We start from the raw sequence: 25,577 nt of genomic DNA on the forward strand, positions 1-25,577 counted from the left end.
TTATATCAAAAAAGCCCCATCACACCCTCACATCAAAAAAACAAGACGAAACTTTATCTAAGCTTCGTCTTGTTTGCTTTTCACCAAGGCTGCCAACGTTGCTACTGATTGAAAATTTTTGGGCGTAGCATCTGTTGCCATGAGTGTAATGTGATAATGCTCGGAAAGGAGCATCAAAATCGTTGTAACACCCAACGAATCAAGCTCACTAAAGAGCATATCGGCATTAACATCTACTAAAGGCAAGGCCTCTTCTATCATGCACTTAATTTCTTCTTCCATCATAATCCCCTGCTTAAAAAAAATACATTTTTATGTTCCTTCACCTTTATATAAAGGAGTAAAGTGCTACAAAATTAGTCATTTTCCCACGTTTCTGCTCATATTATCGCATAAATTTAAAAAATCAATAGCCACACCTCTTTTTATATTTTTCGCTTCCCCACGAGTTTACAACAAACGCAAGATAAGATACCCCTTACCAACAGCATCTATATAATAATGTAGAAAAGGCAATGCCTACCTCATTAACACATAAAAAAAGCACTAAACAAAAATGCACAAAAGGTTATACTACAACGAAAAGAAATACTTATATTCGTTAAGAATACACAAGAAGGAGTTTTGCTAATACTTTTAATTTATCACATAAATATTCCATCTTAATACGTTTTCGTAATAAAAATAATGGATTTTGTGATTTTCTATATTAAATCTTTGGTCTTGTTTTAAAAAATATATACTTTTGCAAAAGGATATAATTAAAAAATAAATTAATTCCATAGACATTGAGAATACAGCAATGTATATCGACAGCTTAAAAAGAGTCGCTCGAAATCCAATGTTAGAAAAAGAAAATATGCTAAACTAATGCGCGCGGAAACTTGGAAGAGTTGCTATCATTTCAATCAGCACTTATCCAGTGGCCGAGCGTACATCATTTTATTTTTACTCATCATTTTATTAAAGAGAGAAAATTTTTATGGAAAAACGATTCATGCTATTGCTTGTTGGTCTCATGCTCAGTATAGGCATCGGATTAGCACAAACACAGGTATCGGGGAGCGTTGTCTCTGCAGATGACCAAGAACCTATTATAGGTGCTTCGGTAATTGTGCAGGGCACAAAAGTTGGAACAGTTACCGATGCCGACGGAAAGTTCACCTTATCGGTACCAAAAGGTAAGAAAATCGTCGTGAGCTACATTGGAATGATGTCACAGACCCTCACGGCAAAAGCGGGAATGAAGATTCAATTAGCGCCCAACAACGAAACGTTAAAAGAGGTTGTTGTGACAGGTGTGTCGAACATGGATCGCAGAATGTTTACTGGTGCCGCAGACAAAATCAATGCCAATGACGCAATGATTGGCGGTATGGCCGACATTAGTCGCTCGTTAGAGGGGCGTTCTGCGGGTGTAAGCGTGCAGAATGTATCAGGAACCTTTGGTACAGCACCGAAAATTCATGTACGTGGTGCCACATCTATTTATGGTAATTCAAAGCCTTTATGGGTTGTTGACGGCGTAGTACAAGAAGATATTACAGATATTAGCGCTGACGCCTTATCTTCGGGTGACGCAGAAACGTTGATTTCTTCGGCTATTGCGGGCCTCAATGCCGATGATATTGAAAGCTTTCAAATCTTGAAAGATGGTTCGGCAACCTCTATTTATGGTGCTCGTGCCATGAGTGGTGTGATTGTTGTTACGACCAAAAAAGGACGTATGGGGCAAGCACATCTCAACTATACGGGTGAATTTACCAGCCGTATGATTCCTACTTATGGACAATTCAACATCTTGAATTCTCAAGAACAGATGGGCATCTATCAAGAGATGCGCGACAAAGGATGGTTGCATTATTCGAATGTCCTTAATGGAAGCGACTATGGTGTTTATGGGAAAATGTATGAATTGATTAACACTTATGATGCTACGAGCGGACAATTTGGTTTGGCCAACACCATAAAGGCACAAAATGCATATCTACAGGCTGCTGAGTTTAGGAATACAAACTGGTTCAAAAAGCTCTTCTCAAGCAACCTGATGCAAAACCATGCCATCAGTTTAAGTGGGGGAACGGCAAAATCTAACTATTATGTTTCTATGTCGTTTATGATGGATCCAGGATGGTATAAGGATTCCAAAGTGAAACGCTATACGGCGAACTTCAATGCTACACACCACTTGTTGGAGAACTTATCGTTGTCTCTTTTGGCTTCAGCCTCCTATCGTAAGCAGCAAGCTCCTGGCACATTAGGACAAGATGTAGATGTTGTTTCTGGCCAAGTGAAGCGCGATTTCGATATCAACCCCTATTCGTATGCACTGAACACATCACGTGCTTTAGACCCCAACACATTCTACCATGCTAACTATGCTCCATTCAATATCTTAAATGAATTGGAGAATAACAAGATGAACATGAACGTGTTAAACACGAAATTCCAAGCAGAATTGGCTTATAAGCCCATCAATGATTTGCGATTATCCGTGATTGGCGCCATGCAATATGACACCTCTACACAAGAACATATGATTACAGAGCATTCGAACCAGGCTGAAGCTTATCGTGCAATGGATAATGCTATCATACGTGATGCAAACGAACTGCTCTACAAAGATCCAACAAACCGCTATGCACTTCCCATTACAGTGCTCCCATCGGGTGGTTTCTATCATAAGACAGACCTACAAAAAGTAAGTTGGGACTTGCGCGCAACCGCCAACTATAACCACGTGTTTAATAGCATCCACACGCTGAATGTATTAGGAGGATTAGATGTGTCGAATGTAGACCGCAAACGTACTTTCTTCAATGGTGTTGGTATGCAGTATGATGGTGGTGAAATACCTTTTTATATCTATGAGTATTTCAAAAAGTCTATCGACGATAACTCCAACTACTACTCGCTGAGTAATACGCATAACCGCACGGCAGCCTTCTTTGGAACAGCAACTTATTCCTACAAACAGCGTTATAACCTCACGGGCACTTATCGCTATGAGGGAACAAACCGCTTGGGAAGAAGCCGCAGTGCACGCTGGCTACCCACATGGAACATCTCGGGAAGTTGGAATGTTAGCGAAGAACCCTGGTTCCATCAAACCTTTAAAGATGTGATCACTCATGCCTTGCTGCGCACATCCTATTCCTTGACTGCCGATCCAGGACCTGCCACATATACAAACTCCACCGTGATTTTAAAGTCGAACACACCCTATAAGGTGTTTGGTTCAGACAAAGAAGCAGCTATCATGATTAGCGAGTTGGAGAACTCTGACCTCACTTATGAGAAGAAACATGAATTCAATATCGGTACCGAGTTAGGCTTTTTGAAGAATCGTATCAACGTAACCTTCGACCTCTTCTGGCGCAACAACTTCGACTTGATTGGTCCTATGGCTACACAAGGTGTAGGCGGGCAGGTCATTCGCTATGCCAACACAGCCAGCATGAAGTCTAATGGACAAGAACTTTCAATTCAAACGACGAACATCAAAGAACGTGATTTCTCATGGGTAACGAATGTTATTTTCTCACATGTAACGACAGAAGTAACATCTTTGATGAGTCGTGCAACAACAATGGACTTGATTAGTGGTGAAGCCAGCAGTGGATTTACCAAGGAAGGCTATCCCCATCGTTCCATCTTCTCAATGCCTTTCCAAGGGTTAAACGACAAAGGTATCCCGACATTCCTCAACGAAAACGGCGTACTAACCTCTACAGATCTGAATTTCCAGAATCGAGGAGACAATAATTACCTGATTTATGAAGGTCCAACTGAACCTACTGTTACAGGTTCCTTCGGAAACGAACTGCGCTGGAAAAATTGGCGATTAAATGTGTTCTTGACCTATTCTTTCGGCAATTATGTGCGCCTTGACCCTGTCTTCAGTGCAAAATATAATGACCTTACGGCCATGACCAAGGAGTACAAGAATCGCTGGATACAAGGGGGTGATGAGAGGACAACCACCGTTCCAACAATTTTGAGCTACAGAGACTATATCACTGACACTAATTTGCGCCGTACATACAATGCTTACAACTATACAAGCATGCGCACTGCGAAGGGTGATTTCATCCGCATGAAAGAGATTTCTTTGAGCTATGATTTCCCCAAATCAATTTTATCGGCAACTCCATTTAACAACCTTTCGTTGAAACTTCAGGCCACAAACCTCTTCCTTATCTATGCTGATAAGAAATTAAATGGACAGGATCCTGAGTTTATCAATGCTGGAGGTGTGGCTGCTCCGATACCTCGTCAGTTCACAATGACATTAAAATTTGGTTTATAATTTCTATAACACAGACAAAGATGAAAATTCATAATCTATATATAACAGCATCATTCGCCACGCTACTGTTGAGTTTCAGTGCATGTAATGACTTCCTCGACAAGCTACCCGATAATCGAATGGAGCTCAACACAGAAAAGAAAGTGCAGAAATTCTTAGTTTCAGCCTATCCCAATCGCAATCCAGCTTTGCTGGCTGAGCTATATTCTGACAACACAGATGAATTTAAAAATACAGGTTGGACGAGTGCAGGTAGGTTCCAAGATCAAGCTTATCGTTGGGATGATATTACCGAAGTTTCAGACAATGAGTCGCCACAAGAACTGTGGAATAGTCACTATATGGCCATCGCTACAGCCAATACAGCGCTACAAGCTATTGCCAAATTAGACGAGTCTCCCGCCACTAAGGCATCAAAAGGCGAGGCTTTACTTTGTAGAGCCTATGCGGCTTTCAACTTAGCCAACACGTTCTGTATGGCTTATAATGCCACAACAGCTAACGATTTCTTAGGTTTACCCTATCCGTTGGAGCCTGAAACAACCATCGGCATCAAGTATAAACGAGGAACATTGAAGGCCTTTTATGACCAAATCAATCAAGATATAGAGGCGGCTCTGCCTTTGATAACCGATAATTACGAGCGTCCTAAGTTCCACTTTAATCGTAATGCGGCTTATGCTTTTGCAGCTCTTTTCAACCTCTACTATCAAAAGTACGATAAAGCTGTAGCCTATGCAACGCGTGTTTTAGGTGCTAATCCTGCAACGACACTACGCGATTGGAAAGCATTCTATGCACTTTCGCCTAATGGCGACATTGCGCCCAATGCGTATATCAACACACAGAACACTGCTAACTTGTTCTTGCAAACGGTGTATTCACCTGCAGGTCTTTATTTAGGCCCTTATGGATATGCTGCAAAATATGCCCACGGCCAGTTACTAACAGAGACTGAAGACATGCAATCTGATGGCCCTTGGGGGCATAGTGCAGACTTTGGTTACACGATATTCAGTAACAACAGCCTCTCGAAATATTTCATCAATAAGATACCTTATTCGTTTGAATATGACGATATCCAGGCAGGTACGGGCTATCCCCACACAGAATATGCTGTCTTCACGACAGATAAAACCTTGTTGGTGCGCGCTGAAGCCTATGCCTTACAAGGGAACTATGCGGCAGCCGTTGCAGACTTAAACACAGAAGTAGCTGCCATGTCGGGCGGAACCATGAGTGTTACGTTAGCAGGCATTAAAGCCTTCTATGCAGGTTTGCAAGAGTATACTCCCACAGCACCTACGCCTAAGAAGAAGTTTAACGCGCCATTTACAATTGAATCGACGACACAAGAGCCCGTGTTGCAAGCTATTTTACACTTGCGTCGTATCCTCACCTTAGGTGAAGGCGTGCGTTTACAAGATGTAAAACGTTATGGTATCGTTATCTATCGCCGCGTGTCAAATACACGAGCACGAATAGTTGCTGTGACCGATACGATGAAAGTTGACGACCCACGCCGTGCCATTCAAATTCCACAAGACGTGATTACCGCAGGACTTCCTGGCAACCCACGCAATAAATAAACTCAATAAACAAATTGAATATGAAGAAAATATATAGCTTAGTACTCGCCGCTATCGTAGCATTGAGCGTAACTTCGTGCTCAAACGACGATCCAAAAGACGACACTATCTTCCCAACAACCACGACTGCTAACGACCCTTTCGACAAATGGTTGGAAGCTAACTATACCTATCCCTACAATGTGGATTTCAAATACAAGATGGAAGATGTCTATAGCGACATGAAATACCACCTTGTTCCAGCAGATTCGGCTAAGTCAGCTAAGTTAGCTATCATCACCAAATTCTTGTGGTTTGATGCCTATGCAGAGTGTGTTGGCCCCGATTTTGTAAAGGCTAACGTTCCCAGAATTATTCATCTCATCGGTTCCCCTGCCTACAACAGCGGACAAGGGACAATGGTTCTCGGCACTGCTGAGGGTGGCTTAATTGTAACACTTTACATGGTGAACAAGTTAACCAACCAGATGTTGACAGATTATGACACGATGAATGAATATTATTTCCATACCATGCACCACGAGTTCACGCATATTCTCAACCAAAAGAAGCCCTATAGCGAGAACTTCCAACACATCACCGAGAGTGGTTATATTAGTGGCGACTGGTACAGAAAGAATCAACGCATGGCCAATACGCAAGGCTTTGTAACGCCTTACGCCATGAGTGAGGCACGAGAAGACTTCGCCGAGATGCTCTCTGTTTATGTCACTACCCCACCATCGGGCTGGCAAAAGATCATGACTACAGCTGGAAAGAAGGGCGCACCACTCATTCAAGCTAAGCTTGATATTGTGCGTAATTACATGAAAGAGTCGTGGAATTTAGACATTGATCAACTACGTGACATCGTTATTCGCCGCGCTTCAGAGTTGAACAGCCTCAATTTAAATGAACTAAAGTAAAGGAGAGAAACCAATGAAAAGATTAAAATATTGTCTACCTGCCGTGCTGGCTTCGCTATTGCTCACCTCATGTCTACACGATGACGATGTAGTTTTTGACGAACCTGCAGCACAACGCTTAGAAAAGTCAGTTGAACACGACAAACAACTCTTAGAGTCGGCCAAGAATGGTTGGGTACTTCACCTCTGGACTGGCGACGAGAATTTGGGTGGAGGCTACACCTATCTGATGAAATTCAAAGATGGAAAGGTGACTGTAGCCAGTGAGATTGCAGCCCCATCAGCCACGTCTACTTCAAGTTACGATGTGATAAAAGATATGGGACCTGTACTCACTGTCAACACCTTTAACGAGATATTTCATTCCTTATCGACACCAACGATGGATAATGATCAGGGGGCACAACAAGACTATGAATTTTTGATTTTGCGCACAACCAATGATTCTATCTTCTTAAAAGGTAAGAAGTGGAACAACAACATGGTGATGACCCGTCTGAAAGACAATGTAGATTGGGAGCAAGAGGTTGCAGGCATGAAACAAATAGCAAGTGACATGGTGCCTACCTTCGTACATGTTGCCACAGGAAACGATTCTACACAAGTAAATCTCTCTGAAGAACGTGTGCTCACCATCACCCATAAAGACAAAACCATTGAGATGCCTTTCTATTATACAACCAAAGGTATTGAGTTGCTCAAACCAGTAGAAATCGACGGGGCATCATATGGCGAATTCAGTTATGACGCAGATGCTATGCAGCTGACGAGCACCAACAGCGCAGGAAAAACGATTACACTCCATGTCGTTCTACCAAAGAACTATGTGGATTATGCTGACTTTGCTGGGCAATATCACTTCGCTTACATGAATGGCACCGTGAATGTGACGCTTGTACCTGTTGGCGATGGCAAGCATTATCACCTTCAGGGACTCTTCCCTACGGCCACGGCTGTGCTCAATTATAACCGCGCTTTAGGTGCTTTAGAGTTCCCCTCGCAACTCATTGCTACCGATCCTGACGGTTCAACTCACTGGCTTTGCGCATGGGCTTTGGCAGATGGAGGCAGCTTCGCAAAATCTCCTAAAACAGGATTTATCCTATCAAGAGACTTGAGTGCCACTGGATTCAAACTCAAATTCAAAGCGATGGATGGCTTCAATGCCGACTCATTTGTAGGTGTGAAATTTGATACTTCTGGCGATTTCACAGGAACATCCACCATCGCTGCTGTCAATGGAGAAGGGCGAATTCCATTCATTACTAACATGACAAAATTCTAATCACACAAAAATAAGACGTATGAAAAAGTTATTACGCTATACGATGCTCGCTGTGGGATGCCTTGCGCTCACCACAGCCTGCAATAATGACGATGTGACCAACGACATTGCGCAACACAACGTGAAGGTGCTCAGTGCACAAACGGCCTTTAATGCTGTGGGCGGAACCGATAGTATTACCATCGAAGGTAATGTGGCACACGCCTATGCCAACGCCCCCTGGGCCACCATCACCACAAAAGGTAACCTGGTTGAAGTAACAACACAACCCAATGAAACTGTTGAATCGCGTCACACAACGGTGGTGATTAAAACCTCTCCACAAGACTCTACAGTGGTTAATATCGACCAATTGGGATGCGTGGTAAAATTTAACTTCCCCGAACATGTAGGACTTAATGATGAAGCAAAACAGCTTTCTTACCCCATAGAAAGCACCTTTGGTGCACAAACACAAACCAAAGTCGACTGGCTTCAGAGTAGCTATGTTGACGGAAAGGTTGTTGTCAGCACACAACCCAACAACACAGGGCACGTGCGTCAGGCCTTTGTCTATGTGAAAACAAAAACAAAAGTCGACTCAATTCTTGTTACTCAGGGTGATCTCGACAGAGATATTGTTGGCAACTACGTGATGCAAGTGAGAGAAGCTGACCAAGATGGTGTAGAAACCACACATTTCTATGATGTAGTACTCGCACATGCGGGCAACAAACTCACTCTCAAGCTCGCGGCTCTTGGCCTTGAAATCCCCGTCATCTACGATGCTGAAACATGTGGATTGCGGCTCACAGGCGGCAACAAAGTGGGAACCTACCAGCAATATACGCTCTTCACATCAGTAGCTAATAATGGTAACAAAGCCTCATGGGAGAAGTCAGCACAACTCACTGGCCGTTTTGCTTATCGTGAAGCACTGCAACGCATGAACCCCATATTCGAAGGAACTATGCTTAGTTTCGGCAACACTGCCCAACTGTTAATCGAAGCCTTCGAAAGTACTGAGATTGATAAAGACAAAAACCTCGGAGCATTGGCGATATGGGGAAGTCCAATCTTGATTAAGATTAAACCTACAACACCCGCAAAACACCTGCCTATTTCCACACAATGGTAATGGTTATAGGCTAAGCTTTAATAGGCATGAGGATGACCATCTAAGGGTTTCCTCATGCCTAATGCTTACCAAAAGATGGGCATTTTCTCCCATTTACACAGGAATTTTCTCTGTTCCCAATGTTGGGAACAACTGAATTTGACATTTTTTGCTGTTCCCAACTTTGGGAACAGCAATTTTTTTTGTTTTTGAGGCTTCCCAACTTTGGGAACGACCATTTTCTCTATTTTTCATCGTTCCCAACTTTGGGAAAGCTCTTTTTAATAAAATTCACCCGTTCCCAATCTTGGGAACGCAGATTTTCAGATATGCCTCATGCGCATATATGCTGGTCAGGGCACGCTGAGACAAGACAATCCCCACCAAAATCAAACTATCTATGGCATGACATCTACACGGCACACGCTATGCCCGCAGCACACTACGCCCCCAAGATGAGCCTATTTGAAACCCCATCTGCAACACTTTTTTGAAAGAAGGTAGGCGAAAGTCAAGGGTTTTGTGTAAATTTGCATACACGAGAACATTTTAAAATTAAAAACGAGATGATTAGATTAAACGCATTTTTCACTGTGAAAGCGGGTGTAACCACCGCGCAAGTAAAGGCTGTGGCCGACGAGTTAGTAACGCTATCGCGCCAAGACAAAGGCAACAAAGGTTATGATTTGTTTGAAAGCACCACACAACCTGGCGTATTCATGTTTTGTGAAAGCTGGGAAAACGAAGAGGTGTTGAAACAGCATGCTGCATCAGAACACTTCAAGCGTATTGTTCCTCAGATAGAAGCACTCTGCGATGGCGGTCTGCATATAGAGCAGTTCAATCGATAAAAAGCGATCAAAAAAAGGCCGAAATGCATGGAATTACCCAGCATTTCGGCCTTTTTTAATGACTAATATGAATGACTTTAAATAACGTTTGTGCAACTTAGGGATGCACACGTCGTGCATCCCACAAGTCGACAGCTCACATTTACTTTATCTTTCGTTACCTTGGGCTGCAAAATCAATCACGTTCTTGCGATTGGCTTGCATGCGATCATACTCTTCTTTAGAACCCACGATGAGTTTATCCCAACGACGCAAGCCCGTTCCGGCAGGGATGAGGTGACCACAAATCACATTCTCCTTCATGCCTTCTAAGCGATCTTGCTTGCCACGGATAGCAGCTTCATTGAGCACCTTCGTCGTTTCCTGGAAGGAAGCCGCACTCATGAAACTCTTTGTGCCAAGTGCTGCACGTGTGATACCCTGCAAAATCTGTGTAGAAGTAGCAGCCACTGCATCACGCACCTGAACGAGTTTCAAGTCACGACGTTTAAGTGCTGAGTTCTCATCGCGCAATTTGCGAACAGAAATGATTTGTCCACGCTTGAGCACTTGTGAGTCTCCTGCATCAACAACCACCTTCTTACCCCAGATACGGTCGTTCTCTTCAGCAAAATCGAGCTTGTCTACCATCTCTTGTTCCAAGAAAGTGGTGTCGCCTGGATCGTCGATACGTACCTTACGCATCATCTGACGCACGATAATCTCGAAGTGCTTATCGTTGATTTTCACACCCTGAAGGCGGTAAACGTCTTGCACCTCGTTGACAATATATTCCTGCACGGCGGTAGGACCTTGAATAGCGAGGATGTCGCTTGGTGTAACAATACCATCAGAGAGCGGTGTTCCGGCGCGCACAGCATCGTGCTCTTGCACAAGAATCTGCTTCGACAGCGACACAAGATATTTCTTTTGGTCACCCGTTTTCGAAGTAACAATAATCTCACGATTACCACGTTTCACCTTACCCATAGTCACCTCACCATCGATTTCTGAAACGACTGCAGGGTTAGATGGATTGCGCGCCTCGAACAACTCTGTGACACGAGGTAAACCACCAGTGATATCACCTGCACCACCTACGGCACGTGGAATCTTAACCAACGTAGTACCCGTTTTCACTTTTGCGCCATCTTCAACCACAACGTGACCACCAACAGGGAAGTTATAGGTGCCCAGCACCTCGCCCTTCGAACCAATAATGTCGCAGGTAGGCACCTTTGAGCGATCCTTAGAGTCGGTAATAATCTTCTCGGTCAAACCTGTTGTGTCGTCAGTCTCGGCATGGAAGGTAACTCCTTCAACCACATCATTGAAACGAAGTTTACCCGCATACTCAGAAACGATAACGGCATTGAAAGGATCCCACTTTGCAACTAAGTCACCAGCCTTCACCTTGTCGCCATTCTTGAAATAGAGTGATGAACCATAAGGCACATTCAGTGTGCTGAGAACAATGTCAGTATGAGGGTCAACGAAGCGCACTTCGGCCAAGCGGCTTACAACCATTTCACAAGCCTTCTCGGTATCATCGACAAACGGAACGGTACGCAACTCATCGAATTCGACTTTAGAATCATTCTTAGCAACGATGCTTGCGTTGGCTGCTGCATTACCAGCTACACCACCAGCGTGGAAGGTACGGAGCGTCAACTGCGTACCAGGCTCACCAATAGCCTGTGCGGCAATGACACCAGCGGCTTCACCCAACTGCACCATACGGGCTGTAGCTAAGTTGCGTCCATAACACTTCATGCAGACGCCGTGTTTGCTTTCGCAGGTGAGTACCGAACGGATTTCTACCATCTCAATCGGCGACTCATCAATAGCTTTAGCCTTAGATTCGGTGATTTCATCACCAGCCCGAACAAGAACTTCACCTGTTGTGGGATGGATAACATCGTGAACAGACACACGACCAAGAATGCGTTCATAGAGCGTAGAGATGACTTCATCGCCATTTTTGAGTGCGCGACATTCCAAACCACGCAATGTTCCACAATCTTCTTCGGTGATAATCACATCATGCGAAACGTCAACCAAACGACGAGTGAGGTATCCCGCATCAGCTGTTTTCATAGCGGTGTCGGCCAAACCTTTACGTGCACCGTGAGAAGAGATGAAGTATTCGAGCACCGACATACCCTCCTTAAAGTTAGAGAGGATTGGGTTTTCGATAATCTGCTGCCCTTCTGCACCAGCCTTTTGCGGCTTGGCCATCAGCCCACGCATACCCGAAAGCTGCTTAATCTGGTCTTTAGAACCACGGGCTCCTGAGTCGAGCATCATGTAGACCGCATTAAAGCCTTGGTCAGCTTCGGTCATTTCTTTCATCAAGATGTTACCAAGGTCGTTGTTAACGTGTGTCCACGCATCAATAACCTGATTATAACGTTCGGTATCGGTGATGAAACCCATTTCGTAGTTGGCTTGGATTTGGTCGACCTCAGCTTGTCCTTTCGCTACAATACCACGCTTCTCTTCAGGAATAATGATATCATCGAGGTTGAATGACAAACCTGCTACATAAGCCATGCGATAACCTAAGTTCTTAATGCCATCAAGGAAATCACACGCACGTGCCATACCTACACCTTTGATAACGTCGGAGATGATGCCACGAAGCGTCTTCTTCGAGATAACATCATTAAAGAATCCCACTTCATCGGGGATAATTTGGTTGACAATAACGCGGCCAACAGAGGTCTCAACCATGTGGCGTACGGGCTTATCATCGACGATATCATCCACTACACACTTTACTTTTGCATGTAAATCGCAACGTCCTTCGTTCTGCGCAATGATAGCTTCTTCTGGGCCATAGAACGTAAGTCCTTCACCCTTTGCGCCAGGACGTAGCTTGGTGATGTAATAAAGACCCAACACCATGTCTTGTGAAGGCACCGTGATAGGCGCACCATTCGCAGGATTTAAAATGTTGTGACTTTGCAACATCAAGATTTGCGTTTCGAGGATAGCCTCGTTACTCAAAGGCAAGTGAACGGCCATTTGGTCACCATCGAAGTCGGCATTGAAGGCCGTACATGCTAAAGGATGGAGTTGGATAGCCTTACCTTCAATGAGTTTGGGCTGGAAAGCCTGAATACCCAAACGGTGAAGTGTCGGCGCACGGTTTAACATCACGGGATGTCCCTTCATGACATTCTCGAGGATGTCCCAAATAACGGGCTCACGACGATCGACAATCTTCTTCGCACTCTTCACGGTTTTTACAATACCGCGCTCAATGAGCTTGCGAATGATGAAGGGTTTATAGAGCTCGGCAGCCATCAACTTGGGCAAACCACATTCGCCCATCTTCAATTCTGGACCGACAACAATCACCGAACGAGCCGAATAGTCGACACGCTTCCCTAAAAGGTTCTGACGGAAACGGCCTTGTTTTCCTTTCAACGAATCGGAAAGTGATTTCAAGGGGCGGTTGCTTTCGCTCTTAACAGCCGATGCTTTGCGCGAGTTATCAAACAAAGAGTCAACAGCTTCCTGCAACATACGCTTCTCATTGCGCAGAATAACTTCGGGTGCTTTGATTTCCATCAAACGCTTTAAGCGATTGTTACGGATAATAACACGACGATAAAGATCGTTCAAATCTGATGTTGCAAAGCGTCCACCATCTAATGGAACCAATGGACGAAGCTCGGGAGGAATGACAGGAATAATCTTTAAAATCATCCATTCTGGGCGATTGATACCTTTAGAAGCGCGGAACGACTCGACAACCTGCAAGCGTTTCAAAGCTTCTGTCTTGCGCTGTTGGCTGCCATCGTTATTGGCACGGTCGCGCAACTCATAGCTCAAGCTATCCAAATCAAGGTCACGCAAGAGGTCATAGATAGCCTCTGCACCCATCTTTGCAATGAACTTCTTAGGATCGGTATCATCAAGATATTCATTGTTGGGGTCAACTTGGTTGTCGAGAATATCGAAATACTCGTCTTCTGACAGCAAATCATATTGGTGAGAACCATTTAATTCTACGCCTTCAGCATCCTGCCGCCCTTCCATAGCACCTGGTTTGATGACAATATACTTTTCATAGTAGACTACAGCATCAAGCTTTTTCGTAGGAAGTCCCAACAGATAGCCGATTTTATTGGGCAACGAACGGAAATACCAAATATGTGCTACAGGCACAACCAATTCGATATGTCCAGAACGTTCGCGGCGAACTTTCTTTTCGGTCACCTCAACACCACAGCGATCGCAGACGATACCTTTATAGCGAATGCGCTTATATTTTCCGCAAGCACATTCATAGTCACGCGTAGGACCAAAAATACGCTCACAGAAAAGACCATCGCGCTCGGGCTTATAGGTGCGGTAATTGATGGTTTCGGGCTTGGTTACTTCACCATAAGAATTCTCCAAGATTTCTTCTGGAGAAGCCAAGCCTATCGTAATCTTCGTAAAATTATTTTTTACTTTTGTATCTTTTTTAAAAGCCATATTAATCTTTCGTTAGGGGTTCTCTTTAATCCAATTTGATACTTAAGCCGAGACCACGAAGCTCATGCAACAAGACGTTGAGCGACTCTGGGATACCTGCATTAGGCATAGGCTCACCTTTGACAATTGCCTCGTAAGCCTTGCTGCGACCAACCGTATCATCAGACTTGATAGTAAGGATTTCTTGAAGTACATGACTTGCGCCAAAAGCCTCAATAGCCCAGACTTCCATCTCTCCGAAACGCTGTCCACCAAACTGCGCTTTACCACCAAGTGGTTGCTGTGTGATGAGCGAATACGGGCCAATGGAACGTGCATGCATCTTATCTTCAACCATGTGACCCAGCTTTAAGAAGTAAGTGATACCTACTGTTGCTGGCTGATCGAACTTCTCACCAGTCTCACCATCATAAATATAGGTAGAGCAAAGATTAGGAAGGCCTGCCTTATCGGTCCACTCTTTCAAATCATCGAGCTTCGCACCATCAAAGATTGGGGTTGCGAACTTACATCCAAGTTTTTGACCAGCCGCACCAAGTATGGCCTCGAATATCTGTCCTAAGTTCATACGCGAAGGCACACCCATCGGGTTAAGCACTAAGTCTACAGGGCGACCATCGGCAAGGAAAGGCATATCTTCTGTTCGAACAACCTTTGACACAATACCCTTATTTCCGTGACGACCAGCCAACTTATCACCTACCTGTATCTTACGCTTCTTCGCAATATAAACTTTTGCCATCTGAAGGATACCAGAAGGAAGTTCATCGCCGATAGAAATAGCAAACTTCTTACGCTTCATCTCTGCATCAAGCAACTTATATTTGCGGATATAGTTCATGATGAGCTTCTGAATTAAGCTATTTACATGTGCATCATCGGTCCAATTATTGCTCTGAATACCATCGTATTCAAGATTTTTCAATGCGGCAACCGTAAATTTACTTCCACGCGTGATAATCTCTGCTCCAGTATAATCTTTTACCCCTTGTGACACCTTATCTTTGATAAGTACCATGAGTTTATCAACCAAGATGTCTTTCAAGTCGTCATTCTTTGCTTCATACTCTTCATCAATCTTAGCCAAAAGAATCTTATCTTGCTTCTTTGATTCACGCGTCTTAATAGCACGAGAGAAGAGTTTCTTGTCAATAACGATACCACTCAAGGATGGGTTTGCCTTCAAAGAAGAATCTTTCACATCACCTGCTTTATCGCCAAAGATTGCACGAAGCAACTTCTCTTCAGGAGAAGGATCACTCTCACCCTTCGGTGAGATTTTACCAATTAAGATATCTCCAGGTTCTACACGCGCACCAATACGGATGACACCATTCTCATCCAAATCACGTGTTGCATCTTCGCTTACATTGGGTATGTCGGCAGTAAATTCTTCCATACCACGCTTAGTCTCACGAACATCCAAAGAATATTCGTCAACATGTACAGAAGTGAGCACGTCTTCACGAACCATACGTTCTGAAATGACAACAGCATCTTCATAGTTATAGCCCTTCCAAGGGATATAAGCTACCAGCAAGTTGCGTCCTAAAGCTAACTCACCATTCTCGGTTGCATAGCCTTCTGTCAAGATATCACCAGCCTTAACACGTTGACCTTTATCACAAATTGGGCGAAGGTCGATGGTCATATTTTGGTTGGTACGACGGAACTTGGGAATGCGATACTCCTTCAATGCAGGCTCGAAGCTTACAAATTCTTCTTCTTCCGTACGATCATAGAGAATACGAATGGTGGTAGCATCTACATAATCAATCACACCATCACCCTCAGCTGTAATCATTGTCCGTGAGTCTTCACAGACTTGCTTCTCCAAACCTGTTCCAACAATCGGCGCATCATTATGAATTAATGGCACTGCTTGGCGCATCATGTTACAACCCATCAATGCGCGGTGACCATCATCATGCTCCAAGAAAGGAATCAAAGAAGCTGAAACGGATGCAATCTGCTGTGGCGAAACATCAACCAAATCAACCAAATCGGGTGTTACTACTGGGTAATCGGCATCCTGACGACACTTTACTGTGTCTTTTAAGAAGGCACCATCTGTAGATAAGGGCGCGTTACCCTGACCTATAATCTTATCTTCTTCTTCTTCAGCTGTCAGATAAACAATGTCCTTATTGTTCATATCAACCTTACCTTTCTTCACTTTACGATAAGGTGTTACGATAAAGCCAAGGTCGTTAATCTTCGCATAAATGCAGAGTGAAGATATCAAACCAATATTTGGTCCTTCAGGACTTTCAATAGGACAAAGTCGACCATAGTGCGTATAGTGTACGTCACGAACCTCAAAACCTGCACGTTCACGCGACAAACCGCCAGGTCCTAAAGCTGATAGACGGCGCTTATGCGTAACCTCTGCCAAAGGATTCGTTTGATCCATGAATTGGCTTAAGGGATTGGTTCCGAAGAAAGAGTTGATAACACTTGAAATTGTTTTTGCATTAATCAAATCGGTAGGCGTAAATACTTCATTGTCACGCACATTCATACGTTCACGAATGGTACGGCTCATGCGTGCCAATCCGATAGCAAACTGATTGGCTAACTGCTCACCTACCGTACGAACACGACGATTACTCAAGTGGTCAATATCATCAACCGTAGCATTGGAATTTACCAACTGAATGAGATACTGGATAATCTTGATAATATCATCACGTGTTAAGACGCGCGTATCCATATCCGTATCTAAGCCCAACTTCTTGTTAATGCGATAACGTCCAACTTCTCCTAAATCGTAACGCTTATCTGAGAAGAACAGATTCTGGAATACTTCTCGTGCACTTGCATCATCGGCAGGGTCAGCATTACGCAGCTGACGATAAATATAGTTTACGGCTTCCTTCTCAGAATTACTGGGATCTTTCGCCAATGTATTGAAGATAATGGTGTATTTACTTGCTGACTCGGCATCCTTATGCAATAGAATAGAAGAAGCCCCGCTATCTAAAATTTCAACGATATTGTCCTCTGTCAACTCTGTTTCGCGCTCCATAATCACCTCGTTGCGCTCAATAGATACTACTTCGCCCGTATCTTCATCGACAAAGTCCTCATTCCAGCTCTTCAGAACACGTGCAGCTAACTTACGTCCGATAGCGGCTTTCATGTTCTTTTTGTTGACTTTCACCTCTTCTGCGAGGTCAAAAATCTTCAAAACATCTTTATCTTGCTCAAACCCCATTGCGCGTAACAAAGTTGTTACTGGCAGTTTTTTCTTACGATCGATGTAAGCATACATCACATTGTTGATGTCGGTAGCAAACTCAATCCATGAGCCTTTGAAAGGAATAATACGCGCACTATAGAGCACTGTCCCATTAGCATGCACGCCCTGTCCAAAGAATACACCAGGTGAACGATGCAGCTGTGAAACGACAACACGCTCAGCTCCATTGATAACAAAGGTGCCATTAGGTGTCATATAGGGTATTGTTCCCAAGAATACATCCTGAATGAACGTACCGAAATCCTCATGATCAGGATCCGTACAGTAGAGTTTCATCTTAGCCTTCAAAGGCACACTATAGGTCAAGCCACGCTCTAAACATTCGTCTATCGAATAACGTGGAGGATCAATATAGTAATCTAAGAACTCAAGAACGAAATTATTTCTCGTATCGGTAATAGGGAAGTTCTCAGCGAACACCTTATATAAACCATCATTCTTGCGTTCCTCAGGCGGAGTGTCTAACTGTAGGAAGTCACGAAAGGACTTCAGCTGCACATCCAGAAAATCAGGATAGGGCAGCGGATTATGCACACTGGCAAAATTTACTCTGTTATCAATAACTTTCGTCATATATTCTTTCTTAATTCGCCACTATAGAAACAGTCATACATCCCAATCTATAGGACTAATTATTTTATATAAAAGACACAAAATGGTTAGGACCAACCTACTTGGAAGATCCTAACCATGTGTATTAAAATGTTTTGTCTGAAATTACTTCAGCTCAACTTTAGCACCAGCCTCTTCGATTACTTTCTTCAAGTTCTCAGCTTCGTCCTTAGCTACACCTTCCTTAATAGTAGAAGGAGCACCATCTACAAGGTCTTTAGCCTCTTTCAAGCCAAGGCCACAAGCTTCCTTAACAGCCTTTACAACCTGAAGCTTTGTTGCACCTACTTCAGCGAGAACTACATCAAAAGAAGACTTCTCTTCTGCTGCAGCTGCACCACCTGCAGCAGGACCAGCAGCTACAGCAACAGCTGCTGCAGCAGGTTCAATACCATACTCGTCCTTGAGGACTGTTGCCAACTCATTTACTTCCTTAACAGTAAGATTTACTAACTCTTCTGCAATAGCTTTAATGTCTGCCATTTTATTCTAAATTTTAATTATTCTTATTATGAAAATTATGAATGACTTTATAATTGAATATCGCTCAATCTTAATTATTCAGGACGCTCGCCTAAAGTCTTGAGCACACCATGTAAGGTGCCTGCGCCTGATTGAAGAGCTGAAACAACGTTCTTTGCTGGAGACTGTAGCAAAGCAACAATCTCTGCAATAACTTCGTTCTTGCTCTTGAGTGCTACCAATTCACCGAGTTTATCAGCACCAACATAGATGCTTTCCTCAGCATAAGCAGCCTTGAGTGAAGGAACTCCATCCTTTGCATATTCCTTAAGGAGCTTAGCAGGCACATTTGCTGTCTGCGAGAACATCACAGCTGTTGTACCTTTTAAACAACCATATAAAGGTGCAAAATCAACATCCGAAGCTTCAAAAGCCTTATGAAGAAGTGTATTCTTCACAACAACCATTTTGATTTCGCTCTTGAAACACTTGCGACGAAGATTACTCGTTGCCTCTGCATTCAATCCAGTAAGGTCTACTAAATAGAAATGAGGGAACTCCTTTAACTTCTGTCCAAGTTCTACGATTATAGTATCTTTTACTTCTTTCTTCATTGTACAAACTTTTAGAGTTATTCAACTGATTTAGGATCAATTTTGATACCCTTACTCATAGTGCTTGAAATAAAGATACTCTTGATATATGTACCCTTTGCAGAAGAAGGTTTCAACTTGATAACAGTCTGGATAAATTCTTTAGCATTACCCAAAATCTGCTCAGGTGTCATTGAAATCTTACCGATTGAAGTATGGATAATACCAGCCTTATCAACCTTAAAGTCAATCTTACCTTGCTTAACTTCTTTAACTGCTTTTGCAACGTCCATTGTTACCGTACCACTCTTTGGGTTAGGCATCAAACCACGAGGACCGAGAACTCGACCCAAAGGTCCTAACTTACCCATACACGAAGGCATTGTAATAATGACATCAATATCAGTCCAACCACCTTTGATCTTTTCAACATATTCGTCAAGACCAACATAATCAGCACCAGCTTCCTTTGCGGCAGCCTCCTGATCTGGAGTACAGAGTGCCAATACACGAACCGTCTTACCCGTACCATTCGGCAGTGAAACAACACCGCGAACCATCTGGTTAGCCTTACGTGGATCAACACCGAGACGTACATCAATATCCAATGAAGCATCAAACTTAGTAGTCGTAATCTCCTTTACCAACTCAGACGCTTCTTGTAATGTGTATGCCTTCCCTGCTTCAACCTTCTCAGCTACTGATTTTTGATTTTTTGTCAGTTTACTCATCTTTCTAATTGAAGTTTTAAATTATTCACCAGGGAAGTCCCCTTTTACAGTAATACCCATACTACGAGCAGTACCTGCAATCAGCTTCATTGCCGACTCAATTGTAAAACAATTAAGGTCGTTCATTTTGTCCTCAGCAATAGCCTTCACTTGTTCCCAAGTTACCGAAGCAACTTTTTGGCGATTGGGCTGTGCTGAAGCCGTCTTAATCTTCGCTGCATCCTTCAATTGAACAGCTGCAGGAGGAGTTTTAATAATGAAGCTAAATGACTTATCTGTATAGTAAGTGATAACAACAGGTAAAACCTTACCTGCCTTATCCTGGGTGCGGGCGTTAAACTCTTTGCAGAATCCCATAATGTTAATACCCTTAGAACCCAAAGCAGGTCCTACTGGAGGTGAAGGATTCGCAGCGCCACCCTTAATCTGTAATTTGATTAAACCAGCAACTTCTTTAGCCATTTTCTTTGTTAATATTAAAATTGATTTTTATAAGGGAAAAGTCTTCTTCTCCGTAACGAGAATTAACCTTCCTTCTCAACTTGCATAAAACTGAGTTCTAATGGTGTTTTACGACCAAAGATCTTAACCATAACCTTTAACTTATGCTTTTCAGAGTTTACCTCTTCAATGACACCACTAAAGCCACTGAATGGACCATCAATCACTTTCACAGCATCCTCAACAGCATAAGGGATATTCATCGTATCCATTACCTCAGAATTTTCTGCGGTTCCCAACATACGATTAATCTCTGACTGTGGAACGGGTGACGGATTATCTAATCCACCCAAGAAACCTAAGCAGTTAGGCATAAAGCGCAAGGTATGTGCAACGTCTCCAACTAAGTTTGCTTCCACAAAGATATAGCCAGGCAGCGATATTTTTTCCTTGATAACCCGCTTACCATCACGCAAAGAAGCATGCTTCTCCATCGGTATAATCACCTGAGAAACATGTGTGCTGAGCAACTCATTATGCTTTATTTCAGCATCGATATACTCTTTCAACTTCGCCTCTTTACCGCTAACGGCACGCAGTACATACCATTTATTACCTGTTTCTGACATTTCTCTTTGGAAATTAATTTGGATAGATTGTACTCATCACGAACCGGAACAAACTGTCCATAGCAAACACAACAACAGCAATGACAAGGGAAGCAGATAATACAACCATTGCGCTGTGTGTCAGCTCGGCACGTGTTGGCCAAGTAGTCTTATGCAAAAGCTCATCGTAACTTGCTTTGCAAGCATTCACTATCTTTTTAAACATACAATTGTCTAATTAGCACGGGAAGCAGGGCTCGAACCCACGACCCTCGGTTTTGGAGACCGATGCTCTACCAACTGAGCTATTCCCGTAAATAGGTTTCCGTCACAGCAGTAGCGGAAACCCGTATATGCAATATAACCTTTATTTACTTGAGGTCAGGAAGGATTGCTGTAATCTGACCAGAACCTACTGTACGGCCACCTTCACGGATAGCGAAACGTAAGCCTTCATTCAAAGCAACCTTGTAAATCAAATCTACTTCAATTTCAACGTTGTCACCAGGCATTACCATTTCAACACCTTCTGGCAATTTAATTTCACCAGTACAGTCCATTGTACGGAGATAGAACTGAGGACGATACTTGTTACCGAATGGTGTATGACGACCACCCTCTTCCTTCTTCAACACATAGATAGAAGCTTTAAAGTGATCGTGAGGAGTAATAGCACCTGGGTGCACAACTACCATACCACGCTTAACTTCTGCCTTATCAATACCGCGGAGCAACAAACCTACGTTGTCACCAGCTTGACCTTCAGCCAAGTTCTTACGGAACATTTCCACACCGGTGATAACAGATTTCTTATCTTCACCAAGACCGAGCAACTGAACTTCGTCACCAACCTTACAAACACCCGTCTCAATACGACCCGTAGCAACAGTACCACGGCCAGTGATAGAGAACACATCCTCTACAGGCATCAAGAAAGGTTTATCCACTTCACGTGTTGGCTCTTGAATCCAAGTATCAACAGTGTCCATCAACTTCATTACAGAGTCAACCCACTTCTCAACACCATTCAAAGCACCGAGTGCAGAACCACGGATGATAGGAGTATCTTCTTCGTAACCATATTGCTCAAGGATTTCGCGAACCTCCATTTCAACGAGATCCAACATCTCCTCATCGTCAACCATATCACACTTGTTCAAGAATACAACCAAGCGAGGTACGTTTACCTGACGAGCCAAAAGCACGTGTTCACGTGTCTGAGGCATAGGACCATCAGTAGCAGCAACTACCAAGATAGCACCATCCATCTGAGCAGCACCAGTAACCATGTTCTTGACATAGTCAGCGTGACCCGGACAGTCTACGTGTGCATAGTGGCGATTAGCCGTTTCATATTCAATGTGAGCAGAGTTGATTGTGATACCACGCTCTTTTTCTTCAGGAGCGTTATCAATCTGATCGAAAGACTTGATTTCCTGTGCACCGAAGCCCTTCTCGTGAAGAACTTTAGAGATAGCAGCAGTCAAAGTTGTCTTACCGTGGTCAACGTGACCAATTGTACCAATGTTAACGTGCGGTTTGGTACGTACGAATTCTTCCTTAGCCATAGCTTTCTTTTTTTATTTATATAAATGTATTTTATAATCGTTTTTAGTTTCTCGCTGTATCCAAAGATAAGCTCTGAGTAGAGCTGTAACTGAGAGTTGAACTCAGGACCTCTTCCTTACCAAGGAAGTGCTCTACCACTGAGCTATTACAGCGTTCCCCTTTGAGCGGAAAACGGGGCTCAAACCCGCGACCCCCAGCTTGGAAGGCTAGTGCTCTATCAACTGAGCTATTTCCGCAAAACAACCTTTTAGGTTGTGGGTGGTGATGGATTCGAACCACCGAAGGCATCGCCAGCAGATTTACAGTCTGCCCCATTTGGCCACTCTGGTAACCACCCATATTATTCATTTACTATCAAAGAACAAACGCTCTATGTTGAGCCTCTTGTCGGATTCGAACCAACGACCCCGAGATTACAAATCACGTGCTCTGGCCAACTGAGCTAAAGAGGCAAATTCTTGCAGCCGTTTGCAGGTCGGCAAAGAACCCATTGTAAAACGGCTGCAAAGATACTACTTATTTTTTAATCGCCAAAACTTTTGAATATTTTTTTCAACGATTCCTATTTTTCTCCTTATGCTTCGTAAGTTGCACTTTCATTGCGTCCACAACCAAATCAACCCCCTCTTCAAAGGTGTCACAGGTTTTTTCTACAAAGAAACGCTGCCCCGGCACATAAACCGTGATACTGGTTTCCTTATTGAGCGCAGTGGCAGGCTTTACGACTTTCAATTGCACCTCTACTTTCTGTATATCCTCATAGGACTTCTCCAACTTAGAAATTTTCTTCTCAATAAAAGTTTCTAACTTCTCGGTAGTGTCAAAATGAATTGACTGAATTTTAATCTCCATAATACGTCTATTTTAAAGGTTATGCCCGTGGATGGGCGTTTAAATATTCACGTCTTAGTTGCTCAAAAGTTGTATGTGTATAAATCTCTGTTGTAGACAAACTTTCATGCCCCAACAATTTCTTTACACCCTCTATGCCAGCTTTATGATTTAACATCGCTGTAGCAAAGGTATGACGTAACACATGTGGCGTACGCTTTTTCAAAGTGCTTACCTGCGAAAGATGCTTCTTAACGCGGTATCGAATAGCCTCAGCCTTCATCTGTTGCCCATCATTCGAAAGAAACAACATCGGCGAATGCTTCACCACTTGCGCGTCACGCACTTCAACATATCGCTGCAACGCCTGTGACAACTCTGCTCCAAAAGGTATTAAGCGCTGCTTATTACGTTTCCCTGTAACCTTGAGTTGTCCTTTAATCAAGTCGACATCCTCATCACAAAGCCCCATCAATTCAGCTAAACGCATCCCTGTTTCATAGAACGTCATGATTATTGTTCGATCACGAACATCCTCATAACTATCAGTCCACAACGATTCTTGCAACAACTCATCCATCTCTTTTTCTTTCAAAAATTGTGGAAGAGGTTTATCTTTTTTTGGACCAACAATCCCATGAACAGGATCACTTGTCACCAACTTTCTCGCTATAGCAAACCGATAAAAGGAGCGCAAGGCACTCAGTCGCCGATTAATCGATGTTGCACGATGGCCTTCATTCATCATCTCAGCCATCCAATCTCTCACCAAATCAGCATCAATATTAGCCCATGACAGAGAAGATTCCATCGCTTGGAAGAATTTCTGAAAGGCTTCTAAATCCTTTCTATAGCTCGAAACAGTCGCTAAAGAGCGATTACGTTCATAGCTTAAATACGCCAAGAATTGATCTATCATCTGCAATGCGCTACTACCTTCTAATCCGTTTTCAGCAACGAACTTACAGAAATAAAATTAGACTACCAAATTTTTAACGAGATTTTACTCCTCGTCAGTACGCAATTTCTGTACGTAAACGGCGTGTTCCATCTTGAGACGCTTCAAAACAGAAGGCTTGTTATATTGCTGACGAGAACGAAGCTCTTTAACAACACCTGTCTTTTCGAATTTTCTCTTGAACTTTTTTAAAGCTCTTTCGATGTTTTCACCATCTTTTACGGGTACAATAATCATGTTTCTTTTAAATTTATTAATTGATTTATATTTCACTCATAGTCAAGCATTTACCCTCCAACGAGAGCCAATTCGCCCACTACAAGCGGCTGCAAAATTACAAAGTTTTCAAGAAAGTCCCAAACAAATTACTGATTTTCTTTTAGTTATCCCATCGTTAATCACGAGAAGACGAGTCCTCATCGCTTACCTCTTCACCTTATTATATAGCCTGGTGCTGCACACTTTCTAATCGCTTATTCAGCAAATCAAGAATGGCTTGCGGCTTCATCTCGAGATTATCCACCGGAAAGCTCTCTTGCGCACCAATCAACTCTTCATTCATTCGCCGAAAAGCTTTCCCGATGGCATGCGTTGCTTCCAACTTTTTCACCCTTACGTCGGGTTTATATTTCACTGCAATTTGCACCGATTTACTCACACCAACCAACGTAAAAGCCTCAACATCGGCAAAGCGAACAGCCCAAACGCGCTGCCCATCTACCGCTACCCCGTCGTCTGAAATGACCAAATAAGGATGGTCACCCAAGCGCTCACGCACCAAAAGGTAGATTAAATACAAACCACCGCCACCAAACAGCACGATATTTCCCCACGCAAGGAGTGCATCAACACCAATTATCAGCAGATAAACACCTATACCCGCACATGCATCGCATAACAATAACAGTAAAACATTTTTCTGCAACGACCGATAAATCGAGACCTCTGCAAAACCTACCATCCACTCAATTCTCACCCATACACTCTTAGAAGAATAAATATTTTTGA

Annotated in this window: 21 protein-coding genes and 5 tRNA genes; 6 read left to right on the top strand and 20 right to left on the bottom strand. The window is 43.3% G+C overall.

Annotated features, from left to right (window positions below; all coding sequences use genetic code 11):
- Window positions 1–57: 57 nt before the first annotated feature.
- Entirely contained in the window at window positions 58–282 is a 225-nt protein-coding gene (locus X919_RS0106830; protein ID WP_028899517.1) for a phosphopantetheine-binding protein, read from the bottom strand.
- Window positions 283–982: 700 nt separating this feature from the next.
- On the opposite strand from X919_RS0106830, the gene X919_RS0106835 reads away from it, so the two are divergent.
- From X919_RS0106835 to X919_RS15055, 5 genes are read left to right on the top strand one after another with little or no spacing between them, the layout of a single operon-like run.
- On the top strand, window positions 983–4,309 hold the full coding sequence (locus X919_RS0106835) for a SusC/RagA family TonB-linked outer membrane protein (RefSeq protein WP_028899518.1): 3,327 nt from the start codon (window positions 983–985) through the stop codon (window positions 4,307–4,309).
- Between the two features lie 20 nt (window positions 4,310–4,329).
- Window positions 4,330–5,898, top strand: a complete 1,569-nt coding sequence (locus tag X919_RS0106840) for a RagB/SusD family nutrient uptake outer membrane protein (RefSeq protein ID WP_028899519.1) — start codon at window positions 4,330–4,332, stop codon at window positions 5,896–5,898.
- 20 nt (window positions 5,899–5,918) lie between these two features.
- Complete coding sequence (locus X919_RS0106845) at window positions 5,919–6,803, top strand: zinc-binding metallopeptidase (RefSeq protein ID WP_028899520.1); 885 nt, start codon at window positions 5,919–5,921, stop codon at window positions 6,801–6,803.
- Window positions 6,804–6,816: 13 nt separating this feature from the next.
- A complete protein-coding gene (locus X919_RS0106850) occupies window positions 6,817–8,088 on the top strand; it encodes a DUF4302 domain-containing protein (RefSeq protein WP_028899521.1) in 1,272 nt (423 codons plus the stop codon).
- A 19-nt stretch (window positions 8,089–8,107) separates the two neighbouring features.
- Entirely contained in the window at window positions 8,108–9,205 is a 1,098-nt protein-coding gene (locus X919_RS15055; RefSeq protein ID WP_051502459.1) for a BACON domain-containing protein, read from the top strand.
- A 93-nt stretch (window positions 9,206–9,298) separates the two neighbouring features.
- Here the strand turns inward: X919_RS15055 and X919_RS16575 are convergent, their stop codons facing one another.
- Window positions 9,299–9,439: a hypothetical protein gene (locus X919_RS16575; protein WP_155949694.1), complete on the bottom strand. Its 141-nt coding sequence runs from the start codon at window positions 9,437–9,439 to the stop codon at window positions 9,299–9,301.
- A gap of 311 nt (window positions 9,440–9,750) precedes the next feature.
- On the opposite strand from X919_RS16575, the gene X919_RS0106865 reads away from it, so the two are divergent.
- Complete coding sequence (locus X919_RS0106865; RefSeq protein WP_028899522.1) at window positions 9,751–10,035, top strand: putative quinol monooxygenase; 285 nt, start codon at window positions 9,751–9,753, stop codon at window positions 10,033–10,035.
- 147 nt (window positions 10,036–10,182) lie between these two features.
- Here X919_RS0106865 and rpoC read toward each other — a convergent pair whose 3' ends face one another.
- From rpoC to X919_RS0106950, 18 genes are all read right to left on the bottom strand, one after another.
- A complete protein-coding gene (gene rpoC / locus X919_RS0106870; RefSeq protein ID WP_028899523.1) occupies window positions 10,183–14,502 on the bottom strand; it encodes a DNA-directed RNA polymerase subunit beta' in 4,320 nt (1,439 codons plus the stop codon).
- 25 nt (window positions 14,503–14,527) lie between these two features.
- On the bottom strand, window positions 14,528–18,337 hold the full coding sequence (gene rpoB / locus X919_RS0106875; protein ID WP_028899524.1) for a DNA-directed RNA polymerase subunit beta: 3,810 nt from the start codon (window positions 18,335–18,337) through the stop codon (window positions 14,528–14,530).
- 144 nt (window positions 18,338–18,481) lie between these two features.
- Window positions 18,482–18,859, bottom strand: a complete 378-nt coding sequence (rplL, locus tag X919_RS0106880; protein WP_004373941.1) for a 50S ribosomal protein L7/L12 — start codon at window positions 18,857–18,859, stop codon at window positions 18,482–18,484.
- A 74-nt stretch (window positions 18,860–18,933) separates the two neighbouring features.
- Window positions 18,934–19,452: a 50S ribosomal protein L10 gene (gene rplJ / locus X919_RS0106885; RefSeq protein ID WP_028899525.1), complete on the bottom strand. Its 519-nt coding sequence runs from the start codon at window positions 19,450–19,452 to the stop codon at window positions 18,934–18,936.
- Window positions 19,453–19,469: 17 nt separating this feature from the next.
- Window positions 19,470–20,162 carry a 50S ribosomal protein L1 gene (gene rplA, locus X919_RS0106890; protein ID WP_004380792.1) on the bottom strand — a complete coding sequence of 231 codons (693 nt, stop codon included), beginning with the start codon at window positions 20,160–20,162 and terminating at the stop codon, window positions 19,470–19,472.
- A gap of 21 nt (window positions 20,163–20,183) precedes the next feature.
- Window positions 20,184–20,624 (bottom strand): 50S ribosomal protein L11, encoded by a 441-nt coding sequence (gene rplK / locus X919_RS0106895; protein ID WP_028899526.1) that lies wholly within the window; start codon window positions 20,622–20,624, stop codon window positions 20,184–20,186.
- A gap of 62 nt (window positions 20,625–20,686) precedes the next feature.
- Window positions 20,687–21,232: a transcription termination/antitermination protein NusG gene (gene nusG, locus X919_RS0106900; protein ID WP_028899527.1), complete on the bottom strand. Its 546-nt coding sequence runs from the start codon at window positions 21,230–21,232 to the stop codon at window positions 20,687–20,689.
- Window positions 21,233–21,245: 13 nt separating this feature from the next.
- Window positions 21,246–21,437, bottom strand: coding sequence for a preprotein translocase subunit SecE (secE, locus tag X919_RS16045; RefSeq protein WP_078805735.1), 192 nt, complete (start codon window positions 21,435–21,437; stop codon window positions 21,246–21,248).
- Window positions 21,438–21,453: 16 nt separating this feature from the next.
- Window positions 21,454–21,526, bottom strand: a tRNA-Trp gene (locus X919_RS0106905).
- Between the two features lie 56 nt (window positions 21,527–21,582).
- A complete protein-coding gene (gene tuf, locus X919_RS0106910; protein ID WP_004380789.1) occupies window positions 21,583–22,779 on the bottom strand; it encodes an elongation factor Tu in 1,197 nt (398 codons plus the stop codon).
- 81 nt (window positions 22,780–22,860) lie between these two features.
- Window positions 22,861–22,932: transfer RNA gene (locus X919_RS0106915), tRNA-Thr, on the bottom strand.
- An 11-nt stretch (window positions 22,933–22,943) separates the two neighbouring features.
- A tRNA-Gly gene (locus X919_RS0106920) sits at window positions 22,944–23,016 on the bottom strand.
- Window positions 23,017–23,035: 19 nt separating this feature from the next.
- A tRNA-Tyr gene (locus tag X919_RS0106925) sits at window positions 23,036–23,117 on the bottom strand.
- Window positions 23,118–23,158: 41 nt separating this feature from the next.
- Window positions 23,159–23,232: transfer RNA gene (locus X919_RS0106930), tRNA-Thr, on the bottom strand.
- 100 nt (window positions 23,233–23,332) lie between these two features.
- Complete coding sequence (gene hpf / locus X919_RS0106935) at window positions 23,333–23,632, bottom strand: ribosome hibernation-promoting factor, HPF/YfiA family (protein WP_028899528.1); 300 nt, start codon at window positions 23,630–23,632, stop codon at window positions 23,333–23,335.
- A 19-nt stretch (window positions 23,633–23,651) separates the two neighbouring features.
- Window positions 23,652–24,530, bottom strand: coding sequence for a tyrosine-type recombinase/integrase (locus X919_RS0106940; RefSeq protein ID WP_036917533.1), 879 nt, complete (start codon window positions 24,528–24,530; stop codon window positions 23,652–23,654).
- An 84-nt stretch (window positions 24,531–24,614) separates the two neighbouring features.
- Entirely contained in the window at window positions 24,615–24,806 is a 192-nt protein-coding gene (gene rpsU / locus X919_RS0106945; RefSeq protein ID WP_028899530.1) for a 30S ribosomal protein S21, read from the bottom strand.
- A gap of 202 nt (window positions 24,807–25,008) precedes the next feature.
- Window positions 25,009–25,577, bottom strand: a 569-nt coding sequence (locus tag X919_RS0106950) for an STM3941 family protein (RefSeq protein ID WP_028899531.1), incomplete at its 5' end; no start/stop codon positions are given.

The sequence above is a fragment of the Prevotella sp. HJM029 genome (assembly GCF_000599605.1).
GTDB lineage: Bacteria > Bacteroidota > Bacteroidia > Bacteroidales > Bacteroidaceae > Prevotella.